Here is a 19,005-nt window from a genome sequence, read left to right on the forward strand (position 1 = left end):
GTTTATGCATCTCCTTTAGGCTTGCGAGATTCTATAACTTCCGTGAATATTTCTTTCACTTGATCAACTGTATACTCGTAGCTGAGCGCGACGTCTAAGGCATTTTCAAATGCCTGATAGACGGCTGTTACCTTAATCTGTTGTTTCTTTTCATTGGCAATCTCTGCTACGAAGGTACCCTTACCTTGTTCTGTCTGGATAAATCCTTGGTATTCCAAATTCTGATAGGCACGACGAATCGTGATGACACTCGTCTCTAAATCCTTTGCCATAATGCGAATGGAGGGAAGTGGAGACCCGGCCTTTAAATAACCACCAGCAATGAGTGCTTTTATTTGGTTCTCAATTTGATGATAAATTGGTTCACGAGAAGTTTTGGAAAGGCTTATTGGTAACTCCATTGTAAACATCCTTCCTTTATAGATAATCCTGTTTCCCTATTCGCATTTTCATGTAAGAAATCCAATATCCCATTGTCCCAACGGTAAGTAGTAATGCAACAGCTAGAGAAGCGACAGGCCACTTTTCAATCGCTACTAAGCTCCAATAAACGGGTCCTTCGCCTGTGCTGATATGGACTGTTGTAAGGATCGTGAATGAGCCAATGAGCAATATTAAACTGGCAAAAATAGACCCAGCGATTGTTGTAGTAAGCTTACTCGTATCCCCGGCGTCTGCTACTGGCAGGGCAGATCCAAAAAATATGCCAATCAATATCCATAATGCTGCAAAAGCTAAATATTCTTGTGTGCTCAATACATTGTTAATTGGAGAAAAGATATAGAAGGCGATTAAGAAAAGCAGTTGATATGGGAAAGAGTAAAAAAACTGAATGATAAACCTGCTTTTCACCAACACAGAACGCTTTATAGGTAATGCCAGCTGCATCATTAAAATGGGTGATGCTAGGAGGACACCACTAACCTTTTGAATTTGAAAATCCTTTGGTTTTGCCCATATAGCCCCAACAGAAAATAAAAGTAAGAAAAAGAAATCATAACCAACGTACCCATTGTCCAAATAAGATGACAAAGTGGTAATGAGGAATAGTGTTACGAACATCGTGAGCGCAAATCCGTAGATAAAACTGAGTTTTGAAGCCTGTAGCTCGAGCTTAGCGAGCTGATAGGCTTGATTCCATTCTGACATAATCACAACTCCTTAACTGTTATACTGTATATATTTATATACACAGTATATGTCGGAGGTAGATTAGAAGTCAAGAGCGTTTTGAAATAAAACGGATGAAGTGCATGTTGCCTGGTTTTTCTCCCATTTCGCTGTCAAACATCATGGTAATACGCACCGTGACACAGTTTTGCCATAACTTTGTGTCTTAATTGTGAAATGGTGAGCAATCATCTTTTTTTATTGGAAAATGATGCTAAGATATAAGTGTAAGAAGGAAACACACAATATATTGTGAAACATTGAGCAATCATTCTAAAATAAAAGGAGTCGGTAAAAATGATGAACAACTTTATTAGAAAGAGCAGTGTTGCAGCAGCTATTTTAACGTTCTTGAGAGTATATCTTGGATATCAGTGGTTAACAGGTGGATGGGGAAAACTAACAGGTGGAGAATTTGATGCAACTGGGTTTATACAAGGTGCTATTAACAGTGCTGGTGGAGATCACCCAGCTGTGCAAAGCTGGTGGGCGACTTTCCTAGAAACGGTTGCTCTTCCAAACGCAGGCTTATTCAGCTTCATGGTTATGTGGGGTGAGGTTCTTGTAGGAGCAGCGTTGATTTTAGGAATCTTTACAAACTTTGCAGCATTAATGGCAATCACAATGAATTTCGCTTTCCTATTTAGTGGAACAGTAAGCACCAATGCACAAATGGTTTTGCTAACCGTATTTATTATAGCAGCAGGGTATAACGCCGGAAGATTTGGTTTAGACAGATGGGTTGTACCATTCTTGAAAAATCATAACCCTCGCCGTAATAAGAAAGAGAAAAAAGAATTAGCTGTCGCGTAGTCAAAAAACGATAACAGCGGTAAGAGCTAGTAAATGGATAGAAGCCCGGTTGAAACCCGGGCTTTCTTGTGCCCGACAATCAAAGCAAGACTTCCAACGTTTAAATGCTCTCTAAATGGAAATAAATAGGGCTATAATGAAGGAAGGGAGCAATGAATGTGAAGCGAATGTACATATTTTCTGTTATGACTTTTCTAGTACTATTCCTAACAGCATGTGGTGGGGATGAGACAAAACAGGAGCAAGGCAGCAATAGCAATGGAAGCGATAAGATGGAAAACAAGGAAACACAGGATGTCGCAAATGTAGTGGAAGAGGAAGTGTTGGTTTCCCTTAAAGATGCTGCTGGAGATGTGGTAGCAGTTGCGAATTTAACGCAAGAGGATGATTATATGAAAATAAAACTGGAAGGGCAAGGACTTTCTCCTGGTGAGCACGGTTTCCATATTCATGAAACGGGGGAATGCAAGGCACCAGACTTTACGTCAGCAGGGGGTCATTACAACCCAGAGGATACCAAGCATGGTAAAGAGCATCAGGACGGATCGCATGCTGGTGATTTACGTAATATTGAAGTGGCAGAGGACGGAACAGTAAATACAGAGATAATTGCAGAAAAGGTTACCCTAAAAAATGGGGAGCTGAATTCGGTTTTCAAAGAAAATGGTACAGCATTAGTTATCCATGCAGGAGCAGATGACTACGCTTCCCAGCCGTCAGGTGACGCAGGTGATCGAGTCGCGTGTGGCGTTATTGGCGATTAAGAGAAGCCCGGAGGATTCCGGGCTTTTTTAGTGGGTGGGCAATAGTATGTTTGCTATGCTACTCTCTTTTAAAATCCTATAGCGTCCACCTAATCGTTCCTTCCTTTTGCCAATTATCTCCTGTATACTATATTTCGAGTATCGAAGAAAGGGCGATCATGATGGATACAAAAAAAGCGATGAACGCACAAACTTCTTCAGATAAAATCTGGACGAAGGACTTTTTTCTAATATGCCTTGCAAACTTTTTTATATTTCTTGGCTTTCAAATGACGTTACCGACACTTCCACTGTTTGTTAATGAACTGGGGGGGAGTGATCAATTAATTGGTATTATTGTTGGTATTTTTACTTTTTCTGCATTGCTGTTACGACCTTATGCCGGTCATGCGCTTGACTCGAAGGGCAGGAGATTTGTTTACATGACAGGACTTGCCATCTTCGTTATTTCAGTTGGCTCCTTCTCTATTATTAGTAGTATTGCAGTATTACTGGTTATGCGCGTTGTACAGGGGGTAGGCTGGGGTTTTTCTACTACTGCAACAGGTACAATTGCCACAGATTTGATTCCTGAAAAGCGTCGTGGCGAGGGGATGGGATACTTTGGTCTTTCAGGGAACATTGCCTTAGCATTTGGGCCAGCATTAGGCCTGCAATTGGCAGGGCTCATTTCCTTTACACAGTTGTTTCTTATCTGTGCTGCATTGGGGCTTGTTGCCTTTTTACTATCAGCAAAAATAAAGTATAAAAAGGTAGAAGAATCACCTGCTAAATCTACCACGGTGAAATTTGATATATTTGAGAAAACAGCACTAGAGCCAGCGGTATTGTTATTTTTCATTACAGTAACATTCGGAGGAATAGCATCCTTTTTACCATTATATGCAGAGGATAAAGGGATCGAAGGGATCGGTTTATACTTCCTAGTGTTTGCTATTTTTCTTATGCTCTCAAGAACCTTTGCGGGTAAAATTTATGATAAACGAGGCCATATCTATGTATTTTTGCCTGGGACGGTATTAATTTTTATTGCCATGCTTTTGCTTTCTTGGCTTCCTAGCACTCCTGCACTGCTTATTGCGGCAGGTTTATATGGATTGGGATTCGGCAGTGTGCAGCCGGCACTACAGGCATGGGCTGTAAATAAGGCCCCGGATAATCGAAAAGGAATGGCCAATGCTACGTTTTTCTCCTTTTTTGATTTAGGTGTCGGACTTGGAGCTATCGTATTCGGACAGCTCGCTTTTCAATTCGGTTATGCAATTATTTATTTAACCGCAGCTGGATCTGTACTTCTTTCTATCATTCTATATGTCTACTTGCTGTTAAAAGCACGAGCTCGGTATGTAGAAAACTAACGTATATTAAAAAGGATGCCAGAATCTGTTCGATTTCAGCATCCTTTTTATGATTAACTAGCAACTCTTTAGAACTGCTTAGGCAGTACAATTCGCTTGTACATTTGCACTGTAATGAAATAGTAAATACCATAGATTACGAAGAACAATGTAAGCGGGATCCATATTTTTGTGTATGGTTCGATAATAATAAAGGAAAACATCTGCATTCCCACGATAACATGGACAATCCCAACAATGGCTGGGAAGAGGAATAGCAAAAACAGCTCCCGGTAAATCGACCTGACGAGTAGTGTCTTTCTAACCCCAATTTTGCGTAGCATACTATAACGATGGACGTCCGCGCCAGCGCTAGATAGAAGTTTAAACATGAGAACACTTGCCATCATCATTAGAAATGCAATACCAAGAAACACTCCCATAAAAATAGTTCCGCTGGCAAACCCTTTAAGTGCAACATAATTACTGTATTTTCCACCAAGTTGTTCAACTTGATTACCAGTATACTTCTCTGCAAGTGCTTTTTGACTTGCATTCAATTGTTCCAATTGTGTTAGATGGGCTGTGAAATCATCAAGCTTAGCTACTATTACTTGATGCTCTTCTCCGTTTACCTCTTGATAGTTGGATTCTCCATAAACAAAAATAGATCTGTTGCCAAACATGGAGCCTGCCCCTAATTCTGTACTAACTGCTGTCCACCAGTTTCCTGGTAATTCAGTCACGTCTTCTTCGCCATATAGTGCATACTCGTCCGCAGACAATTTTGCTTCAGGAATAGTAGGTGAAAAACCTTCCGATCCTTCTTCAAATGCCATAACTTCAGGTGCATCTGCTTCAAGGTCTGTTTTTAAAAAATAGACTCCCTCATCATTGTACTTATAGCGGTAATCCTCTTCTTCTGTCACATCCATTGTTGCCAATGTTTCTTTCTCGGTTTCGTTTGGCTCATAAAGCACAACATCATTGGCATGGAACATAGAGGCCTGAATCCCGATATTATGGTAAAAGGATGTCCCAGCTGTCATTGCTCCTAGTCCCAATGCAATGAGCATAGCGACAGTTCCTAACACCATCATTAAGTTCAGCATGCGAAAACGTAGCTGCCCTAATGTAAAGGAGTTAATGCCTTTTTCATTTAAATTTCGATTCTGCTTTAGCTTTTTAACCAAGTATGGCAGGAGGGAGACAAAAATAAGGTAAGTCCCCGGTATGATGGTCACGGTCGCAAGTATGATACCGAAATGCATCAATTCTGCAATATGCACCATTGCATAGTAACCGACAGCAATCAAGATGACGGATAACAAAACGCCAAAGAAAGTACGTAATCCACTTGTTTTCACCTGATCTTGTTGCTGACCTGAACGCAACAGACTAAGCACACTTTTCCTGCCAACTCTCCAAGCATTTACAATGGAAGTAAGGAAGAATAAAGCGACATAAAATAGCACTGTTATCAGAAGGGAAGAGGAGTAAAATGGCTGAAATCCTCCACCTTGAAAGTCAAGTTGCCACATAAGTAGCTCGGCGATGCCATAGGATAGTCCAACACCTAGCACAATCCCGATAATGAGGGCAGTTAAGCCGACAAAAAAGGTTTCCATAAACATTAACTGGGTGATCTTACGTTTTTTAGCGCCTAACGTCATGTACATGCCTAATTCCTTTTGCCGTAAAGATAAAAGAAAGGATGTCGCGTAGAAAATGTAGAAAACCGTGATAATGCCAAGAATAAATGTCCCCACATGAAATACGAAGACAATAGAGCTAATAAGGGAATTCGCTTCAAGAAATACTTTATTTTGGGCAAGTGTTTCAAACATATAAAAAATCGAAATGGAAATTGTTAAACCAAATAGTAAGACCAAATAGTCCTTTGCTAATTTTCGCATACTCGTTAAAGATAATTTTAGCAACATATTGTTCACTCCCCTAGTCCATATCCGGCGACGCAAATTGAGCAAGCACGTCAAGGATATCCTGATGAAATGCGCTTCTGGTGCTGTTTCGGTGAATTTCTTTATACAGTTTTCCATCCTGGATAAACAAGATGCGCTCACAATAGCTTGCACTTAATGGATCATGCGTTACAAGCATAATCGAGGTGCCGTGATTTTCATTTAAGTGGACCATCGTCTCCATTAGGCTCTTAGCATTCTTAGAATCAAGCGCGCCTGTTGGCTCATCTGCAAGAATTAATGCAGGCTCATGGACTAATGCACGAGCAGCAGCTACGCGCTGTTTTTGTCCACCAGAAATAGTGACAGGGTACTTATTTAAAATTGCCTCAATCCCAAGCTTTGTCGCAACACTTTCTACAGCTGGTTTAATGTTTCGCACTGCAACACTTTGTAAGGAGAGGGGCAGGGCAATATTTTCATAAACCGTTAAATTCTCCAACAAATTAAAGTCTTGAAAAATAAAGCCGAGTTGACTTGAACGGAAATCGGCTAGCTGACCTTGTTTCATTGCGGTGATGTCTGTTCCAGCAATTTTAACGGAACCGTTTGTCGCGGTATCCAATGTTGAGATGACATTAAGTAATGTGGTTTTACCTGCTCCAGATGGCCCCATTACGCCAACAAACTCTCCTTCAGCCATAGCGAAAGAAACACTATTTAAGGCATGAAATTGTTTCTCGCTCTTTTTCCCATAAATCTTATTTAATTGATGTACATCAAGTACGGACTGTCTCATTACACTTACCTCCAATATTATTGAATCTATTTACAGTGTAAACAGTATAGAGAAATGGTGGTATGTATCTTTCTTTCAGGTAGCTTACAGTTTTGTAAGAATGGATAATGTGAAAGGGGCGGATAAGATAGAAACAACTAAAACGTATAATATAGCTGATGTCATCCTATCCTTAAGAAAGGGAATAGTTTAAAAACAGAGGGAACTCGTTTACAATGGAGAGAAGAAGAACGGTGGAAGGTAGGTTGCTAGTATTTTGAAAAGTTTCAGCGATATTAACATCCAAAAGCTTTTTCCGGCCATTATTTATAAGCGTGGGCTGGAATATTATAAACGAGGAAAAGTAATGGATCTTTTATACGATCTTAACTACCAAGTCTGGACCGCTACCGTGAAAGGGTCTGAGGACTACTTTGTAGAAATAAATATGAGCCAATTTGCAGACGGGTCTATTGATACGTATTGTGATTGTCCTGCTTTTGATACATTTGGCTCCTGTAAGCATGTTGCAGCAACCTTGATCGGTATTTCCCAGAAAGAGACGGACCGCCCGCCAGCGCTCCCTCATTTTGATTACCAAACAACAAATCATTTTATCCAGGCATTGACGAATGTATCGCAAACGACGGCAACACATGATATTCTTCCGGAAAAAAGGGAGATGCAAGTCCAATACTTCTGTAGTTGGACCTTAGAAAACAGCCTGCAACTCGAACTTAAAGCAGGTGAGAAGCGCTGTTATGTTGTTAAAGATGCTGTACTATTTTTAGATAGTGTTTTAGATGGAAAAGAGCATTATTTTACAAAGGCATTTACTTATAGCCCTGACCAACATTATTTTCAGCAAGAGGACTTAGCAATTTTTGAGACATTGCGGGAAATATTAAACAACGAGCAGATGTATGAGGAACAAAGACAATTTTCTTCTTTTCGGAACAGTAAGGATACTCGCTATATAACCATTCCTCCATTAGCCGCGAAAGCTTTGCTTGAAGAGCTGGTAAATCGCGATTTTACGGTGGATACGATAAAGAAGAGCTATCATCCTGTAGAGATAGCGCAAGAAAAGCTACCATTTCAGTTTTCTTTATCAAAAAATGAGCGGAATGAATTAATATTAAATATGCCAGAACTTCGAGGTGGCACATACTTACGCCATTACCATATTCTTTTTTCTGATGGAGTGTTTTACTTTCCTTCGAAGGAGCAGATTCCCGTCGTCGAGCAGGTAAGCCAATTTGGTTTATCCGATTTACAATTGCCAATAACGAAGCAACAAGCAGACACCTTCTTATCTGAAGTATTGCCTTCATTGAAAAAAGTCGGGGAAGTGGAAATTTCTGAGAAAGTAACAGAAGAGATCATTCAGCTTCCTTTACAGGCAAAGCTGTATTTAGAAGTGAGCGATAATTGGATTGTTGGGAAACTGGAATATTATTATGGAGAACATTACATCAACCCGTTTGGTGGCAGGGAAGAGCATGACATCATTATTATACGGGATGTGGAGAAAGAGCAGCAGATCATGCAGCTAATCGAATATGCCAACTTTAAATATAATGGAAAAGAACTCTATATTGAAGCAGAAGCAGAGGAAGAGATTTATGATTTTCTTTATTATGTCTTGCCATTGCTTGATGAACACTTAGAGTTATTCTTAACCTCGGAAATTCGCAGTTTTATTATGGATAGGGAGCCTATGCCGAATACAAGTGTGCGACTTGAATCCTCCTCTAACCTTCTAGAAATAGGCTTTGATATAGAGGGCGTGAAGGATGAAGAGGTTTCCAGTATCCTTCAAGCAGTAATTGAAAAGAAAAGGTATTACCGTTTAGATAGTGGCGCCCTTCTATCTCTGGAAGGGGAAGAATTCAGTTCCATGAAGCAATTCTTTCAAGACATGGAAGTAGATAAAAAGGATCTAAATGATGGTAATATACATGTTCCTATTTATCGAGGGACACAGGTAGATGCATTAATTGAAACGAATAAAAATTATGATCCATCCTTTAGAAAGTTGCTACATCAGCTCAAGTCACCAGAGGAACAGGTTTATCCATTGCCGGAAGATCTTCAAGCGAACCTGAGGAATTACCAGCAAACAGGTTTTCAATGGTTTAAGTCATTAAGTCATTATCACCTTGGTGGAATTTTAGCGGATGATATGGGCTTGGGTAAAACGTTGCAGAGCATTGCTTATATCGCGTCAGAGCCTAGTGATTTACCACATTTGATCGTCGCACCTTCATCTGTGGTATACAACTGGAAAAACGAGTGTGAAAAATTTATGCCAAGTCTGTCCGTAGCAGTGTTGACAGGAACCCCTGTAGAAAGAAGGCAGCGGTTCGAGGAAGAAAAAGAGAAAGATGTATGGATTACCTCCTATGCAACACTAAGGCAGGACATTGAATATTACAGACAGTTACGTTTTCAAACATTGATTCTAGATGAAGCACAGTATATTAAAAACTATGTGACAAAGACCTCTCAGGCGATCCGGGAAATTAAGGCTGGTAGAAAGTTTGCACTAAGTGGTACACCAATAGAAAATTCAATTGATGAACTGTGGGCCATTTTTCAGGTGGTACTACCAGGTTTAATGCCAAGGCAGAGAGAGTTCAAACAGCTCTCCAATGAAAAAATAGCACTCATCACAAGGCCGTTTATCTTACGAAGATTAAAGAAGGATGTATTGAAGGAACTGCCTGACAAAATTGAGACTGTTCACGTTTCAGAGCTGACCAAAGAACAAAAGGATCTCTATCTCGGTTACCATAGGCAATTGCAAATTGAAGCGGCGCAGTCCATGAAAGAAAGTGGGTTCCAGCAAAACAGGATGAAAATTCTTGCTGGTCTTACGCGTTTAAGACAAATATGCTGTCATCCGTCCTTGTTTATTGAAAACTATGAAGGACAATCAGGCAAGCTTGAACAGTTAATGGATACCGTTAGGAACGCAATTGGCAATGGGAAGCGAATGCTAATATTCTCGCAATTCACAAGCATGCATGAGATTATTATTCAGCAACTAGAGAAAGAAAACATTGAATACTTTTATCTTAATGGCCAGACACCATCCCAAGAGCGAGTGAAAATGAGTGAAAGCTTTAATAATGGGGAGAAAAGTGTCTTCCTTATCTCGCTAAAAGCTGGAGGAACAGGTCTTAATTTGACAGGTGCAGACACGGTCATTTTATACGATCTATGGTGGAATCCTGCTGTGGAAGACCAAGCGACAGGGAGGGCACATCGATTTGGGCAGAAAAATGTCGTTCAAGTCATTCGTCTCTTAGCAGAAGGTACAATCGAAGAAAAGATTTACGAGCTCCAGCAAAAGAAACGAGAGCTAATCGATCAGGTGATCCAGCCTGGAGAAACCATGCTTTCTGGACTTAGCGAAGATGACGTCCGTGAGTTATTGAACATATAGAAATTTTTCCAAAGCCAAATGAGCATTCGAACGAACGAGATTCGAATTCATTTGGCTTTTTTGCATACTTTGGTTAGAACATGGTGAACAGGGGAATAGTGAAAACAAAAAGAAAGGATGTTTACAGGATGGTAAAAAGCTTTGTAGCATACTTTAAATCGGAAAATGATGCAGAAACAGCAAAGGCAAAATTAGAAAAACTGCGAGTCTCAAATGTTTTGGTTGATGAACTACCTGATACAAAAAAGCATAACGCTTCTTTTCCTATCGTTGGAATGGGTACTCCAGGGACGATGAGCACGGGAACTGGAGCGTTGGGACTAGGGGTAGCTGACGTTTCGGATAACAATAAAGAGGAGCATGGTCAAATAACACACTTATTGGAAGGTAAGGTAGAGGAAGAAGACTACGATCAAGCGATCTCCATATTGTCAGAGAGTAAAGGGTATAAAGATCAATAATGTAGTCTTTTCTTATCTTAACGAAGTGCGAATATTTTTCTAGGGCGTCCTTTTTGATAAGGCCTTTCTATCCCTGCTACCTTAATTATTTCTGCGGACAATAGCTTATTTATTGTCCGTTCTGCACTTCGTTTTGTCACGCTATAATAGTTAGCGACGTCATGAGAGGAAAAAGGTTTATTATTTCGCATCTTAATAAATTCAATAAAGTTGTAAGATAAATCATTGTTTAATTTCGCTTTATGGATCAGTGATTGGTATAGAAAGGATGGGTCTATTTGTTTTGTCACGCCCACAGGTCCGATGCTCACCTGACTTTCATTGACGATATAGCACGAGCTTCCTTTCTCATCAGCTGTCATCTCTAATGCGAGTAATGCATGCTGGTGTGCTAGATGGTGTGTAAGCCCGAGTCCAAAGCCAATCCCAACCGGCTCCTTAATCTGTTCCTCGATTTTTCGAAGCGGTGGGAAATTTCCAAAATGGTTACTTAAATAATTTAATAGCTTTTTGGAGCCGATTAAGACCATATCATGTTGCTCATTACGTAAGACGATGGCATCATGTTGTGTAGCAAATTTCTGCAAGAGAGTGTCTAATTCAGCCTGCCTTCTAAAAAGAATCATTTCTTTTACTGAGCTTGGAAGTTGCTCAAGATGTTTAAAACGGAAGTATCCAATGACATGTTGTACGGATGTATTGTTGTGAAAGGTGATACGTCTTTCCACCGTATCGAGAGCAGATTTGAAGCATAGGTCAGGAGTCGTAATAAGACGCACCGGTATGTTTTCTTTTTGCAGACGTATGGCTATTTCGCTGTATGCCGTAAGAGCAAAGTCGATGCTTTGATCCTCCCAAAGTTTGCGATGGTGGTCAACTATGTTTTCTACAGTTTGACCATCCCAAGCATCTTCATAGAATGGAAATAATTCAACTTGTATCTCCTTTAATGGTGTAAGGACATGTTGAACTACTTCTTCAGTTGTCCCATCGAGTGAAATACGCTTCTGAGGAAGCTTATCGGACAGTGACTGGAGAAGAGCAGTAGTTAGAATGTATTCATCGCAATGAATTACAATCGTGGAAAGGCGTTTCTTTTTTGTTTTGTCCTTTACATAACAATAGGCAATGGACTCGGTGAACAGAAAGATATCGCATAGGAAAGCCTGTTCTAACAACTCAGGAGTTTGCTTAGCTTCTGTATAGATAAAGGGGAACAATTCGTAGTTGGAGAATTCCTTCTTTAATCTCTGAATTCTAATGACCGCATTTTCTGGACCAAACACCGCTACCTTTGCCTTCATGACGACACTCCTATTAAAAATTAGATAAAGTAGATTTTGATCTTGTTATTACATAATCGATTGCATGTTTTCCTATTTGGGCAATAGTATGCTGTCCTTCTGCATTTGATGGTAAGTCGTTACTTAGCACAGTTATGTATACCCTTTCTTCCTTGCACTCTAGAATTGCAGCATCGTGTTCTACACCACATAACTCACCAGTCTTATGGAAAATCGTTACAGGCATACTAGGGTTTAAGTAGTTCGCAAGTTTATTCGTTAACTGTTGTTTAGCTAGTATACTCTTCATAAACTTCCTACTTTTACTAGCTATGTAATGGTTCTCCTCTTCGGAAATTGCCTTCAATAACGTAACCATATCCAGGGCAGTCGTATAATTTTCTTGTCCTTCTTGCTGTGCTTTCGTATCCATGAATTTCCGCTGTAAGACTGTATTTTTTGCGCCAAGCTGCTCTATCGTTTTATTAACTGATTCCATTCCCAGTGATTCGAGCAGAACATTGGCAGCAGTATTATCAGATACGATCATCATAAGTTCAATTAAGTTCATATAGCTATATATATGGGAATTTGTAAGATAGGCTATAATGCCAGACCCTCCTACAAACTGTTCTTCCTCTATGTAGACAAGTTTGTCAGGATGTAACCGACCACTTTCTATTTGCTGGCATGCCTCGATCAAAATTGGAATCTTGGCAAGACTTGCAGCTGGGCGTAATTGGTGTTCGTTAATGGCTAAGCTTCCCTCGCCTGAAGTAAGAAGGACAGAGTAATGTGCTTGCGTTTCATGGATTTCTTCACGGATAGATGTTTTAAGCTGATCTAGATTCATACAATCATTATCCTTTCCAAGTAAAGTATCAGATAGAAAATATAGATAGTGATAACAATATCAATAGTCCTATCTAATGGGAAACTAGGAATATTGTAGGTAGAACGAAATTGAAAACTGCAACAACATTTAATAATTAGTTATATAGTATTGAATTTTCGAAAAATTGTCAAGAATAGCTTATTCAAATTTACCTTAATGGTTTTATGGATAAGATAGTGGGACAAGGGGATGAAGGAAAGGGGCTGGGACGTTATGTCCCAGCCTCTTATACAAAAAGCGAAGTTTTATCCCGCCTTAACTGCCAGTAAAGGTCCAATTTCTTCAACTAACAATTGTGGGACACCCCCACCAATGAAGTTTCACTTTATTTGGTAATAGGTTTTAACTTCCTCTCTCAGCTGACGTTTCAGAAACTTACCGACAGACGTTTTTGGAATGTTTTTTAAGAATAAAATATCATCGGGTAGCCAGTATTTAGCAAATTGTGGCTCTAAGAAGGCTAGTAATTTTTCTTTGGTGCCCTCCTCTTTTATTCCATCCTTTAGTACAACACAGGCAATAGGCCTTTCCTGCCATTTTGGATCTGGAATAGCGATGACGCTTGCTTCCAAAACATCCGGATGGCTCATGATAGCGTTTTCGATTTCAACTGAAGAAATCCATTCTCCACCGCTTTTAATCAAGTCTTTGGTACGATCAACTATTTTTATTGTCCCTTCTTCGTCAACAGTCACGACATCGCCAGTATGGAACCATCCGTCATGGAATGCTTGGTCACTGCGATCATCTTTATAATATTCACTTGCTATCCAGTTTCCGCGTAAAAGCAATTCTCCCATTTCCTGATCATCCCATGCGATGTCTCCCGATTTACCTTTCACCTTCATTTCAAGGCCTGGAACAAGGATACCCTGTCTAGAACGCTCTTTTATCTTTTCCTCTTGACTCAACGCTTGTTGGTAGCTCTTCAATCGTGAAATAGTTGCCAATGGTGTTGTTTCTGTTGCTCCATATGCATGATAGAAAGGAATATTAAATTTTTCTTCAAATGATCGTATTAAGCCAAAAGGTGCAGCCGAGCCCCCACATAGTACTGCTCTTAAGCTGGAAGTATCATAGTCACCAGCCTCTAACTCTTGTAGAAGTCCTATCCAAATTGTTGGAACTCCAGCAGATATGGTAACCCGAAATTTCTCTATAAAAGACGCTAACCTCTTTGGTGTGAAATGGGGACCAGGCAATACCTGTGTAGAACCAAACCATGTACAGGCAAAAGGTGTTCCCCAGGCATTAACATGAAATTGAGGCACGACAGGCATGGATACATCAGACTCAGATAGCGCTGCTGAATCTGCTAAGCCTAGTGCGAGGCTATGCAGTACAATGCCCCTGTGAGAGTATGTGACACCTTTTGGCTTGCCCGTTGTGGCTGAGGTATAACACATGCCTGCAGGATCATTCTCATCGATTTCTTTTGTGAAAGGAAATGCGAGATCTCCGGTGCTGAGTAATTCTTCATAGGAGTACAATGGGTGTAGGGATGAATCAGGAAGTTCTTGTTTATCTGTCATTACAATAAAGGCTTCAACAGTGGTCAATTCGTCCTTTATTAGTTCAACAAGTGGAAGGATGTCTTCATCAATTAATAAAATTTTGTCCTCTGCATGATTAATGATGTAGATGATATGTTCTGGGGTGAGGCGAATATTAATAGTATGCAATACTGCATGCATACCAGGTGCAGCAAAGTAAATTTCTAAATGACGGTGGTGGTTCCAGGCAAGGGTACCAATTTTATCTCCTTTCTTAGCACCAAGTTTTGCAAACACGCTCATCAATTTTCTGACCCTTTCGCCAATCTCTTTGTAAGTCAACGAATGTAGCTTGTCATGTGTCTGGGAGTGCACAAGTTTTTTAGGGAAAAATTTCTCTGCATGCTCCATCATAGCTCCAACGGTCATCGGGACGTGCATCATTTCTCATCAACTCCTTAAAAGTAATATAGTACTCGTTCAAATATATCATAATATTTTAAAAATAATAATAATTATATTAAGAAAGCAAAGAGGTTAGACACAAGATGTACCGATAATGTGGTAGTCTAGTATTGTATAAAACTAGAAATTATTGGTACAAAATAGGGGGCCTAAAAGGTGTCAAATCTATGTATTAAGCCAAATTTGAAGGGAGAAAAAAAGTCTCTGAGTTGGGAAGAGTTTGACAACTTTATAGATTCAACTGTAAAATATAATTCACTATAGAGTATAAGGGGGAGTTTGTATGAAAAAGAAAAACTATCTATTTTCATTTGCTATGATTTTAGTACTTGCCTTGTTCCTAGCAGCCTGCGGCGGAGATGACGAGGCTGATAATGGAGATGGTGATTCTGCTGAAGGTGGAGAAACACCTGAGTTTTTACAAATGCTAACAGGTGGCACAAGTGGTACATATTACCCACTTGGTGGCGAAATGGCCAAAATCATATCTGACGAAACAGGTATGGAAACAAATGCAGTATCTTCAAATGCTTCTGCTGATAACATGATTTCTCTTCAGGAAGGCGAAGCAGAGCTTGCTTTTGTTCAAACCGACGTAGCCGCAAATGCAATTGACGGTGTTAATTCTTTTGATGGCAACCCTGTAGACAACGTATCAGCAATCGGTTCTTTGTATCCGGAAACAATCCAAATCGTGACGACTGCCGATTCAGGTATTGCATCAGTTGAGGATCTTGCAGGCAAAACGGTCTCTGTTGGGGCACCTGGTTCAGGGACATTCGTTAACGCAGAACAGATTTTAGAAATCCATGGGATGACGATGGATGATATTAATCAAGAGAATCTAGATTTTGGTGAATCAACTGGTGGGATCCAAGATGGAAATATTGATGCAGCTTTCATTACTTCTGGTACACCAACTGGTGCGGTAGAAGGGCTAGCGGCTACTGTTGATATTAGCATTGTTCCGATTGACCAGGAAAAAGTCGATGCCCTAGTTGAGGAGTATCCTTACTATGCAGCAGATGCGGTTCCAGCTGAAACATATAGTGGGCAGGCAGAAGAGGTAAATACAGTTGCTGTATTGGCAATGCTTGCTGTTACCAATTCTTTATCCGAAGATGCTGTTTACGATATTACGAAAGCGATTTACGAAAACACGGATGGAATGGCGCACGCAAAAGCAGAGTTTATTTCAACTGATTCTGCTCTAGATGGTATCGGGATTGACGTACACCCAGGTGCACAGAAATACTTTGATGAAGTAGGAGTAAGTGCTGAGTAAGCAACCTGTAGTCCCTTACTATAACGTTCTAGGGAAGATTTGGATACATGTCTAACAAGCATTCTCCTTTTCTTTCGTTAGGCTCATACTGCCAGTTACATGCAGGATAAACATGATGTGACGAGCGGCCGACTGTGAATCCTTTAGTCAGGAGTTGCGTCGGTCGCTCCGTTTTTTCATGTTATGTAAGTATAAGTTCAGAGTGGATGTTTGCTCTGCGTAATTCTTTAAGATTTCAGGTGGCATAATGATGAAGCACAATAAAAAGGTAAAAGTTTCTATTCTAATTTTTTTACTCGCAATTTTCTCTCTACTTCTATTTGTTCCTTTCCGAACAGCACTTGTATTTTATAAAGAAAATACAGAGGAGATTGAGGCCTTTCTTCCAGTGCAGGAAAAGGATACCTTTCAAATTATATTTACACACTCCATACACCTGACAGATGTGGTAGAAAAATACATCGTTATGGAAAACCACGATATTAAACAGTACGAAATTGTTTACGAAGAGTTTGGGATTGGAATGCCTTCCAATGCTCAAGAAGGGGAGAAGTTTGACTATAAGGATGGAAAATACCATATAACAGACCTTGACAATATCTTTCCTTCTATGAATGTAAGAAACGGCAAAACGGTCTCAGAAAACCGCCTCGTTTGGGGAGAGAACGATGAACATCTCGTTTACTTTAACGAATATTTTGAGCCAGGAGCATGGTTTAAATTAAAGGTAGAGAAACTCTCACTATGGCAGTCTATGAAAGGAGTGAGAATCCATGAGTGATTCAACGAAAGAAAACCTAACCGAAACAAACCAGGAAGAGTTATTACAAAAATATGATGCAGAAGCAAATACAAGAAAACTAGGTGGTGTTGCTGCCAAAGTTGTTTTCTTTGGGTTACTTGCATTCTCTCTATTTCAGCTCTATACAGGTGCTTTCGGCCAATATACAGCATATATTCAGCGAACAGTTCACCTAGGGTTTGCGCTATCCCTAATTTTTCTTTTGTTTCCTGCCAGTAAGAAGAAGGGAAATAAAAAGAAGGTTGCCTGGTATGATTATATTCTCGTTTTATTATCAATCATCGTTTGTGGATACTGGCCGGTATATTATGACACGCTAGTTCAGCAAATTGGTGGAATCGACCAGGCGCAGGTGATCATTGGTGGACTTGCCATACTTCTGGTATTAGAGGCGACAAGACGAGCAGTTGGGCTTCCAATTACAATCATTGCTATTTTATTTATGATTTATGCATTGCTGGGACCGGACATGCCAGGAGGACTTGCGCACCGTGGTCTATCACTTGAACAGCTAATTGATTCCATGTTCTTTACAACGGAAGGGATCCTGGGAACACCGTTACAAGTATCTTCCACGTATATTTTCTTATTCCTACTATTTGGGGCATTTCTTGTCCAAACAGGCGTAGGGAATTATTTCAACGACCTTGCGATTGCACTTGCTGGAAAACGTACAGGCGGACCTGCAAAGGTTGCCATTTTTTCCAGTGCCTTAAATGGAACGATTTCTGGAAGCTCTGTAGCGAATACTGTTACAACGGGTTCTTATACCATTCCAATGATGAAAAAGCTTGGCTACCGACCAAACTTCGCCGGAGCGGTGGAGGCAGCTTCCTCAACGGGTGGTCAAATTATGCCACCGATAATGGGGGCAGCTGCATTCCTCATGATTGAGTTTGCAGGCGTTGGATACTGGGAAATCGCGAAGGCAGCAACAATTCCAGCTATTCTATACTTCTCTGGTATTTGGATTATGACACATTTGGAAGCAAAGCGAATGGGACTTCATGGTTTACCTAAAGAACAAATACCGAGTAAGAAATCTGTATTGAAAAAGATACATTTGCTCTTGCCAATTGTGGCAATTGTTCTTCTTTTGTTCCAAGGCTATAGTATAGAGCGGACCGCATTATACGGGATTGGAATTACTGTCCTAGTTAGTTTATTTAGAGCAGACACACGGATTACCCCAGGAAAATTCGTGATTGCCTTAACATCTGGTGCGAGGACCGCATTAGGGGTTGCTGCAGCTACTGCATGTGCAGGGATAATCGTGGGCGTTGTAACCAAAACGGGCCTTGGTTTGAAGCTTGGAAACAGCCTTGTAGATGTTGCAGGCTCTCTAGCAAGCTCACCCGAAGCTCAATTGTTGTTAACATTATTCTTTACGATGATCGCTTCCATTATTTTGGGGATGGGATCGCCAACAACAGCAAATTATATAATTACTTCTACAATTGCATTGCCTGCAATCTTGGCATTAAATGACCAGCTTGAAGTAGCAATTCCTGTTTTAGCTGGACATATGTTTGTGTTCTACTTTGGTATCGTGGCAGATATCACGCCGCCTGTAGCACTCGCTGCATTCGCGGCAACGGGTATATCTGGTGGGGAACCAATTAGAACAGGGGTAAATGCTTCGAAATTAGCGATTGGGGCGTTTATTATTCCGTACATGTTCGTCCTCCAGCCACAGCTCTTAATGATTGATACCCACTTTTGGGAAATTATTTGGATATTATTTACGGCAATTAGTGGGATGATTGCTATAGGGGCTGGCTTAATTGGATTCTGGTACCGTAAGTTGCACTGGACACTGCGAATCGTATCAGTGGTAATAGGGCTATTCCTCATCTATCCAGAAGGGAATACAGACTTATTCGGACTAGGAGCATTTATTGCCATGATTGTTATGCAGCTTGTCTGGAAAAAAGGAAATCAGACAGATAAGAAACAACAAGTAAGTGATTGATCTTTTCGACCATTATGTGTAGAAGAAGGTGACCGGCTAACTCGATAGCTCGGTCACCTTTTCACGTTTATACATTAGGAAAGTATAAAGTTTCAGCAAGGAAGCAAAGTCGAC

Annotated in this window: 15 protein-coding genes; 8 read left to right on the forward strand and 7 right to left on the reverse strand. The window is 40.3% G+C overall.

Annotated features, from left to right (window positions below):
* Positions 1–2: 2 nt before the first annotated feature.
* Both AC6CHS_RS07260 and AC6CHS_RS07265 read right to left on the reverse strand, forming a co-directional pair.
* Entirely contained in the window at positions 3–401 is a 399-nt protein-coding gene (locus AC6CHS_RS07260; RefSeq protein ID WP_498235213.1) for a GntR family transcriptional regulator, read from the reverse strand.
* Between the two features lie 16 nt (positions 402–417).
* Positions 418–1,149: a hypothetical protein gene (locus tag AC6CHS_RS07265; protein ID WP_498235215.1), complete on the reverse strand. Its 732-nt coding sequence runs from the start codon at positions 1,147–1,149 to the stop codon at positions 418–420.
* A gap of 318 nt (positions 1,150–1,467) precedes the next feature.
* On the opposite strand from AC6CHS_RS07265, the gene AC6CHS_RS07270 reads away from it, so the two are divergent.
* The 3 genes from AC6CHS_RS07270 (at position 1,468) to AC6CHS_RS07280 (ending at position 4,105) form a co-directional block, all read left to right on the forward strand.
* The gene (locus tag AC6CHS_RS07270; RefSeq protein WP_498235217.1) at positions 1,468–1,983 is read left to right on the forward strand and encodes a DoxX family protein; all 516 of its coding nucleotides are present in this window, start codon (positions 1,468–1,470) and stop codon (positions 1,981–1,983) included.
* A 152-nt stretch (positions 1,984–2,135) separates the two neighbouring features.
* Entirely contained in the window at positions 2,136–2,747 is a 612-nt protein-coding gene (locus tag AC6CHS_RS07275; RefSeq protein ID WP_498235219.1) for a superoxide dismutase family protein, read from the forward strand.
* Between the two features lie 161 nt (positions 2,748–2,908).
* Positions 2,909–4,105 carry an MFS transporter gene (locus AC6CHS_RS07280; RefSeq protein ID WP_498235220.1) on the forward strand — a complete coding sequence of 399 codons (1,197 nt, stop codon included), beginning with the start codon at positions 2,909–2,911 and terminating at the stop codon, positions 4,103–4,105.
* Between the two features lie 68 nt (positions 4,106–4,173).
* On the opposite strand, the gene AC6CHS_RS07285 is transcribed toward AC6CHS_RS07280, so the two are convergent.
* The gene (locus tag AC6CHS_RS07285; RefSeq protein WP_498235222.1) at positions 4,174–6,027 is read right to left on the reverse strand and encodes an ABC transporter permease; all 1,854 of its coding nucleotides are present in this window, start codon (positions 6,025–6,027) and stop codon (positions 4,174–4,176) included.
* Positions 6,028–6,040: 13 nt separating this feature from the next.
* A complete protein-coding gene (locus tag AC6CHS_RS07290) occupies positions 6,041–6,805 on the reverse strand; it encodes an ABC transporter ATP-binding protein (RefSeq protein WP_498235224.1) in 765 nt (254 codons plus the stop codon).
* 256 nt (positions 6,806–7,061) lie between these two features.
* Between AC6CHS_RS07290 and AC6CHS_RS07295 the strand changes: the two genes are divergently transcribed.
* Together AC6CHS_RS07295 and AC6CHS_RS07300 are read left to right on the forward strand one after the other, a co-directional pair.
* Positions 7,062–10,235 carry a DEAD/DEAH box helicase gene (locus tag AC6CHS_RS07295; protein ID WP_498235226.1) on the forward strand — a complete coding sequence of 1,058 codons (3,174 nt, stop codon included), beginning with the start codon at positions 7,062–7,064 and terminating at the stop codon, positions 10,233–10,235.
* Positions 10,236–10,363: 128 nt separating this feature from the next.
* Positions 10,364–10,696, forward strand: a complete 333-nt coding sequence (locus AC6CHS_RS07300) for a hypothetical protein (RefSeq protein WP_498235227.1) — start codon at positions 10,364–10,366, stop codon at positions 10,694–10,696.
* A gap of 17 nt (positions 10,697–10,713) precedes the next feature.
* Here AC6CHS_RS07300 and AC6CHS_RS07305 read toward each other — a convergent pair whose 3' ends face one another.
* The 3 genes from AC6CHS_RS07305 to AC6CHS_RS07315 all read right to left on the reverse strand — a co-directional run bounded on the left by AC6CHS_RS07305 (position 10,714) and on the right by AC6CHS_RS07315 (position 14,811).
* Entirely contained in the window at positions 10,714–12,000 is a 1,287-nt protein-coding gene (locus tag AC6CHS_RS07305) for a hypothetical protein (RefSeq protein WP_498235229.1), read from the reverse strand.
* Between the two features lie 13 nt (positions 12,001–12,013).
* Entirely contained in the window at positions 12,014–12,832 is an 819-nt protein-coding gene (locus tag AC6CHS_RS07310) for a serine hydrolase (protein ID WP_498235231.1), read from the reverse strand.
* 362 nt (positions 12,833–13,194) lie between these two features.
* Positions 13,195–14,811 (reverse strand): long-chain fatty acid--CoA ligase, encoded by a 1,617-nt coding sequence (locus AC6CHS_RS07315; protein WP_498235233.1) that lies wholly within the window; start codon positions 14,809–14,811, stop codon positions 13,195–13,197.
* Between the two features lie 304 nt (positions 14,812–15,115).
* On the opposite strand from AC6CHS_RS07315, the gene AC6CHS_RS07320 reads away from it, so the two are divergent.
* The 3 genes from AC6CHS_RS07320 (at position 15,116) to AC6CHS_RS07330 (ending at position 18,891) form a co-directional block, all read left to right on the forward strand.
* Complete coding sequence (locus AC6CHS_RS07320; RefSeq protein WP_498235235.1) at positions 15,116–16,117, forward strand: TAXI family TRAP transporter solute-binding subunit; 1,002 nt, start codon at positions 15,116–15,118, stop codon at positions 16,115–16,117.
* Positions 16,118–16,367: 250 nt separating this feature from the next.
* The gene (locus AC6CHS_RS07325; RefSeq protein WP_498235236.1) at positions 16,368–16,898 is read left to right on the forward strand and encodes a DUF1850 domain-containing protein; all 531 of its coding nucleotides are present in this window, start codon (positions 16,368–16,370) and stop codon (positions 16,896–16,898) included.
* Positions 16,891–18,891 (forward strand): TRAP transporter permease, encoded by a 2,001-nt coding sequence (locus tag AC6CHS_RS07330; RefSeq protein ID WP_498235237.1) that lies wholly within the window; start codon positions 16,891–16,893, stop codon positions 18,889–18,891. The genes AC6CHS_RS07325 and AC6CHS_RS07330 overlap by 8 nt, the downstream gene beginning before the upstream one ends.
* The last annotated feature ends 114 nt before the right edge of the window (positions 18,892–19,005 follow it).

The organism is Oceanobacillus sp. GQ8, from assembly GCF_059758495.1.

Bases quoted from the DNA above. Each gene is read 5' to 3' on its own strand.
- AC6CHS_RS07285 (WP_498235222.1), bottom strand. From the start codon at position 6,027: ATGTTGCTAAAATTATCTTTAACGAGTATGCGAAAATTAGCAAAGGAC.
- AC6CHS_RS07300 (WP_498235227.1), top strand. From the start codon at position 10,364: ATGGTAAAAAGCTTTGTAGCATACTTTAAATCGGAAAATGATGCAGAA.
- AC6CHS_RS07320 (WP_498235235.1), top strand. From the start codon at position 15,116: ATGAAAAAGAAAAACTATCTATTTTCATTTGCTATGATTTTAGTACTT.
- AC6CHS_RS07260 (WP_498235213.1), bottom strand. From the start codon at position 401: ATGGAGTTACCAATAAGCCTTTCCAAAACTTCTCGTGAACCAATTTAT.
- AC6CHS_RS07315 (WP_498235233.1), bottom strand. From the start codon at position 14,811: ATGATGCACGTCCCGATGACCGTTGGAGCTATGATGGAGCATGCAGAG.
- AC6CHS_RS07270 (WP_498235217.1), top strand. From the start codon at position 1,468: ATGATGAACAACTTTATTAGAAAGAGCAGTGTTGCAGCAGCTATTTTA.
- AC6CHS_RS07325 (WP_498235236.1), top strand. From the start codon at position 16,368: ATGAAGCACAATAAAAAGGTAAAAGTTTCTATTCTAATTTTTTTACTC.
- AC6CHS_RS07280 (WP_498235220.1), top strand. From the start codon at position 2,909: ATGGATACAAAAAAAGCGATGAACGCACAAACTTCTTCAGATAAAATC.
- AC6CHS_RS07305 (WP_498235229.1), bottom strand. From the start codon at position 12,000: ATGAAGGCAAAGGTAGCGGTGTTTGGTCCAGAAAATGCGGTCATTAGA.
- AC6CHS_RS07290 (WP_498235224.1), bottom strand. From the start codon at position 6,805: ATGAGACAGTCCGTACTTGATGTACATCAATTAAATAAGATTTATGGG.
- AC6CHS_RS07275 (WP_498235219.1), top strand. From the start codon at position 2,136: ATGAATGTGAAGCGAATGTACATATTTTCTGTTATGACTTTTCTAGTA.
- AC6CHS_RS07310 (WP_498235231.1), bottom strand. From the start codon at position 12,832: ATGAATCTAGATCAGCTTAAAACATCTATCCGTGAAGAAATCCATGAA.
- AC6CHS_RS07265 (WP_498235215.1), bottom strand. From the start codon at position 1,149: ATGTCAGAATGGAATCAAGCCTATCAGCTCGCTAAGCTCGAGCTACAG.
- AC6CHS_RS07330 (WP_498235237.1), top strand. From the start codon at position 16,891: ATGAGTGATTCAACGAAAGAAAACCTAACCGAAACAAACCAGGAAGAG.